4 protein-coding genes are annotated in these 5,798 nt (G+C 48.0%); 2 read left to right on the forward strand and 2 right to left on the reverse strand.

Features of this window, described 5'->3' with window-relative positions; all coding sequences use genetic code 11:
• Positions 1-317: 317 nt before the first annotated feature.
• Complete coding sequence (locus AC4PME_RS19700) at positions 318-920, reverse strand: IMPACT family protein (protein ID WP_490710521.1); 603 nt, start codon at positions 918-920, stop codon at positions 318-320.
• 1 nt (position 921) lies between these two features.
• Positions 922-2,136, reverse strand: coding sequence for a M24 family metallopeptidase (locus AC4PME_RS19705; protein WP_491046915.1), 1,215 nt, complete (start codon positions 2,134-2,136; stop codon positions 922-924).
• A gap of 244 nt (positions 2,137-2,380) precedes the next feature.
• Here AC4PME_RS19705 and AC4PME_RS19710 point away from each other — a divergent pair, with 244 nt between their 5' ends.
• Together AC4PME_RS19710 and AC4PME_RS19715 are read left to right on the forward strand one after the other, a co-directional pair.
• Positions 2,381-4,156 (forward strand): DUF885 domain-containing protein, encoded by a 1,776-nt coding sequence (locus AC4PME_RS19710; protein ID WP_491046914.1) that lies wholly within the window; start codon positions 2,381-2,383, stop codon positions 4,154-4,156.
• Positions 4,157-4,318: 162 nt separating this feature from the next.
• Positions 4,319-5,798, forward strand: a 1,480-nt coding sequence (locus tag AC4PME_RS19715) for a diguanylate cyclase domain-containing protein (RefSeq protein WP_491529726.1), incomplete at its 3' end; no start/stop codon positions are given.

A 5,798-nucleotide genomic window follows, 5' to 3' on the forward strand; every position in this document is an offset into this window, starting at 1 on the left:
ATTCGATTGGTTTTTGATCACTTGGTGTCAAGATTGAGTGTCCGCTAATGGCACATATGCGACTGTCAGATTTGACAGACGAATCCAAAGGAGGACTCAAATAAAGTTGAAGTATATTTTTCACCCGCACGCTCAGAAATTGTCATCAGTCTGCGCTGCTTTTAAGCAAATTTTTTCCCAAAAGTTCATATATAGCTGAACTTTAGCAGAATTCTTATTTAAACGTCCCCGTCAAACCCGCATGAATAGTGGAGCTGAGAACTGCATTAAGTTCATTTCCACCAAATATCACATACGCCTTTGTAGTTAGCAGACTGTCACTCTTCAACAGCTTTAACTGTCAAACCAAGGCTTCCTTCATACTGACGCAAAGCCTCCACGGCGCTGTCGGGTATGGCAATGGTGAGGGTTACAGCCTGCGAGTAAGTGCAATCTGTGACTTTACCTTTTACCGATTCAGTCCAGTGGCGGATAAATTGTTCCTGAGCAAAATCAGTGATCACGGTAAAGTCATTGAGTTTTACCTGAGTAATAACCGGCAGGGTTTCCATGGTCTGTTGTGCTGCGCCTGAGTAGGCGCGGACCAGTCCGCCGGCCCCCAGCTTGATACCGCCAAAATAGCGGGTAACAATCATCATGATGTTACCCACCGGTTTGTGCTGTAATACATTGAGTATAGGCTTTCCGGCCGTGCCGGAGGGTTCCCCGTCATCAGACATCGCCACGCTGAGTGGCTGCTCGGGATGGCCTAACAGATAAGCCCAGCAATGATGCCTGGCATCCGGATAGCGGGCTTTCACTTCATCAAGCATCAGCATGGCGTCTTCGCGGGTCTGGGCGAAGCCGGCGCAGGCATAAAACTTACTCTTCTTAATTTCCAGCAGGGTTTCGTAACGCTGCGCAGGAATGGAATAACTCATCTTAGTTAAAAGGGTTCTCAATACTGTTAGCGGGCTCAGTAAACCATGCAGGGCCTTCATCTGTCATGTAGAAATGGTCTTCAAGGCGAATACCGAACTCCCCGGGGACCACTATCATCGGCTCGTTACTGAAACACATTCCGGTAGCCAGTGGCTGCGGATTATCTTTCACCAGATAGGGCCATTCGTGTATGTCCATGCCGATACCGTGACCGGTGCGGTGGGGCAGGCCGGGCAACTGATAATCGGGGCCTAACCCGTAGCCCGCCAGGCACTCTCTGGCTGCGGCATCAACCTGTCCGCAAGGCGTACCGGGTTGTGCTGCGTTAAACGCGGCAATCTGCGCTTCTTTTTCTGCTTGCCACAAGCGGGCCTGTTTTTCTGTAGGCTCTCCAAAGCAGTAAGTACGGGTTATGTCAGACAGATAACCTTTCAGTTTGCAGCCCGTGTCAATGAGGACCAGATCGCCGGGTTTCAGTACCTGTGGATCTTTTACTCCATGAGGAAAAGAGGTAGCTTTACCGAACAGGACGATGCAGAAATACGAACCTGCCGGCGCGCCGGTTTTCTTGTGCGCTTCATGAATGAACTGTTCCACTTCGGTGGTGGTGATCCCTTCGTATAGAATACTGGCGGCGGCTTTGTGCACCTCCAGCGTCATATCCATGGCCCGCTGGATCAGCGCCAGTTCCGGTGCCGTTTTATGCATGCGGCACCCGGCTGTCACCAGACTGGCGTTAACCAGTTGCAACTCCGGCATGGCTTTTTGAAAACCGTCGGTAATAAAAAAGGCCGTTGATTCGTCAATACCCACTTTGTCGCCGGGCTTTACACCGGCTTCCTTCAGTAACTGCGCGAACAGGACGTAAGGACTTTCATGTTCCTGCCAGCCGGCAATGTCACCGGCGATGATCTGACGTTCAGACAGGGAAGCTATTTCGAAAAACGGTGCGATAAAAGTGACCGGACCTTCTGCTGGCAATAATGCGCCCACCAGTCTTTCACTGGCGTACCATTCAAGGCCGGTGAAATAAGTCATATTGGTGCCGGCATTCAGATAAAGCGCCGCAATACCCTGCGCTTTCATTAATGCCTGCGCTTTTTGGATCCTGGCTTCAAACTCTTCTTTGCCAATCGCCACAGTATCTTTTGTCATATCCTGAAGTGCGGACAAAGCTGCTTCTTTTGTTTTCCCGCCTATGCCGTTTTCTGTCATGTTACCTCCGGTAAATTCGCTTATTCTGCCGGTTATCTGTCCGGCTTCTTGTGGTTGCTATCATACGGATAAATAAGCAAAGGATCTCCTCGTCCGGCGGTAAATTCAGTCCGCCTGCCGATTTGCTGTTTATCCGCTCAATTTGCACAACCGGCGGCTAAATCTGGTAATCCGTTGTCCCGCCGTGTTAAAACTCAATACAACCGATTTCAGGTACATAACAATAAAAACAGGGAGAACATTTGTGACCACTTTTACACGCTCTGTCCGCATCCTCAGTTTATCCGTCTTTTTGGCCTTTCAGGGAAGTGCTGCTGTGTTTGCTGCTTCTGATACCCTTGCCACAGACACCGCAGACGGCAAGTTTGAAACCTTATACTCGCAGGAATGGCAGTGGCGTAAAAATTACTACAGTGTGGATGAAAACAGCGATACACACGCAGCGCCATCTGCTTTGCCGGATGTGAGTCAGGCCACACAAGAAAAGCGTCTGAGTCGCTGGCAATCTGTGCTGAGAGAGCTGAATACCATTGATACCGCCACATTGTCGGAAGAGAACCAGACGAATTATGCGGTGTACCGTAATCAGATTGAAAACCTCATTATGGATCAGGAATACCGTACCTGGGAGAAACCTCTGCTGGGCGATACCGCATTCTGGAGCGACCTGACATATCTGGCGCGGGAGACATTTCACAGCGAACAGGATTATGTGAATTACATCGCCTGGCTTAACGATATGCCACGGTATTTTGATCAACAGATTGTCAACATGAAAATGGGCCTCGCGCGGAAGTTTACCTTACCGGCGATTTCTCTGGCTGGCCGTGAACGCTCTGTGGAGTCGGTAGTCGACGCTGCTGGTGAAGATAACGTGTATTTTCAGCCGTTTACTAAATTCCCTGCAAAAATTCCAGCACCGCGACAACAGGCTTTGCGTGCACAGGCACAAAAAGCGATCAGCGAAGCGGTTATTCCTGCGCATAAAAAGCTGCTGTCCTTTTTAGTTGAAGACTACATTCCCGGGGCACAACCTTCGATTGCCGCTTACGATTTACCTGATGGCAAAGCTTATTACCGTGCTCAGGCAAAGAAATACACCACACTGGATCTAACCCCGGAAGAAATTCATCAGATTGGTCTGGATGAGGTGGCGAAAATACGTGACCGCATGCACGATGTCATGGCTGAGGTGAACTTTGACGGTGATTTGGCGGCATTCCTTCATTTCCTGCGTACCGATCCGCAGTTTTATGTCGATACGCCTCAGGCGCTGCTCGACAGAGCGGCCTGGACAGCCAAAGAATTTGATGCCGTAGCGTCTGACTTTTTCGGTCATCTGCCCCGTGCCCGTTTTGCTATTATTCCGGTGCCTGATGATATTGCACCGTTTTATACTGCCGGTCGCGGTGGCCCTGGCGTATATCTGGTTAACACCTACGATTTACCGTCACGCCCGCTTTATTCGCTGCCAGCCCTGACCTTGCATGAGTCAGCTCCGGGACACGCCTTCCAGATGCCGTTGTCACTGGAAAATGATGGGATCCCGGACTTCCGCCGGGAAAGCTACATTTCTGCTTATGGAGAAGGATGGGCGCTGTATACCGAGAAACTGGGCGAAGAGATGGGAATTTATCACACGCCCTATGAAATTTTCGGCATGTTGAGCTATCAGATGTGGCGTGCAGCACGGCTGGTAGTAGATACCGGTATTCATGCAAAAGGCTGGAGCCGTGAACAGGCGCAGCAGTTCATGAAAGACAACACGGCGCTGTCGGTCCATGAAATTACCACCGAAGTTGACCGTTATATTGCATGGCCGGGTCAGGCGTTGTCTTATTACCTGGGACAAATGGCGATGGAATCAAACCGTGCCCGTGCTGAATCTGCATTAGGTGAGAAGTTCGATATCCGCCATTTCCACGATACGGTTTTGCAACTGGGCTCAGTACCGTTGTCTGTGCTTGAGCAACGTATCGACCGGTTTATTGAAGAAGGCGGTGCGTCTCCTTATCGGTAATCGTTTTACTTCACGCTACCTGCCCTGATCATTAAGGGCAGGAAGTCCGTAGTTTTATTGCAAAATGTTCATTTTTTATCTTTTCCGATATAGCGTCTATGCTATATACATCATAGGGTATGAGTTGTTGCCCGGATTTAATTTTGTTATGCAGGGTTTGTTTTGGAATACACGGATTCAACTCACGAAAGGAATCAACTTGCCGGAAATATCCACGAATTACTGGTGAGTCTCAATGATGGCTTTACAGCTTTTTATGATAAAAATAAATCGCTGTGTAAAACATCACCTCCGGTATCGCATTTTGCGTTTCACTCTTTACTTCCACACTCACTAAAGGAATTCGAAAATATAGAGTTAAAGGATTTACCCCGCGTCTTAGACGTACAGAATTTCCTCGGTTACCATTGCGTCTTATCTGCATCAGAGTCTGAACAGTACCCCTGGGCATTATCGGTGATTGCCGACAGCAAGAGCATTTCAAAAATTGCCCATGATTTACCAATCGGTGTCATCAACGTGGACAGCAACTGGAATGCGGTTTTTATTAATGCACGTTGTGCAGATATGTTGAAAACCTCATTGGATGAGTTGTATGGCAGAAAATGGATCGATTATTTACCCCCGTCACTGGCCAGGGAATTCCGCGATCACGTGAGCGCTCTTGAAAATTGCCGGAACTTATATAAAACACGGATAGAGTTCGTTACGCCTTTGGGCGGCATCTATATATTTTCGGTGCAACTGGCTGCTTACTTTGACTCCAGAGACAATTTTATCAGTGCCTCGGTAACCCTGAATGATGTGACCAATGAATTTCGGGCAGAAAGCAAATTGCAATATATGGCTGACCACGACTCATTAACTGAGTTGTTTAACCGGTCCGCCTTTATTCGCAAAGTCGAAGAGATGGATGCCAACCGGTTTTCCCGTTCTTTATTTTTGTTTATCGACATCGACAGGTTCAAAGAAATTAACGATACCATGGGTCATAAATTTGGTGACCTGGTTTTGAAGTTTGTCGGCCGGAAGATAAGCTCCGCGGTGCGCGAAAATGATCTCAGTGCCCGTTTTGGTGGTGATGAATTTGTTGTTTGTATGTCTTCTATCACTTCAGACAGAACGGTTGAGGGGATAGCACGAAAGATAGATACCTTATTGAACAGTACCTGTGTGCTGGATGGGCGTGAAATAGAATTGCGATGCAGTATTGGTATTGCCTGGACGCCCACTATTCAGTTTGAAGAAAATCAGACCAGAGCTGAAAAGGTTCAGGCTGTTCTGGATGCAGCCGACCAGGGGATGTATGAAGTAAAGCGGGGAGCGCTTACTGCAGAACACTTTAAAATTTATGATGTAAATCTCAGAGAGCAAAAGAAGTGGCTTAACAATCAAAAAAAAGAACTTCAGGACGTTTTGAGTGACGATGGTCTGACGTGCCATTTTCAGCCAATTTACAGTGTGGACGGCCAAATTCGTTCAGTAGAAGCCCTAGCCAGATTTAAAACACCGTTTCAGTATTTTAAAGGCATCGAGTCCGTAATCAGTTTCGCTAAACGGCAGAATATGGAGTTGGCACTTTTCGATAACGCATTAAAAGAGGCATTGAAAGGCTTCGCATTATTACGCGAACATCAGCCTG

It is taken from the genome of Alteromonas sp. (genome assembly GCF_984505615.1).

What these genes read in the sequence shown, in the direction of transcription:
- AC4PME_RS19705 (WP_491046915.1), bottom strand. Translation starts at nt 2,136, where the DNA reads ATGACAGAAAACGGCATAGGCGGGAAAACAAAAGAAGCAGCTTTGTCC.
- AC4PME_RS19700 (WP_490710521.1), bottom strand. Translation starts at nt 920, where the DNA reads ATGAGTTATTCCATTCCTGCGCAGCGTTACGAAACCCTGCTGGAAATT.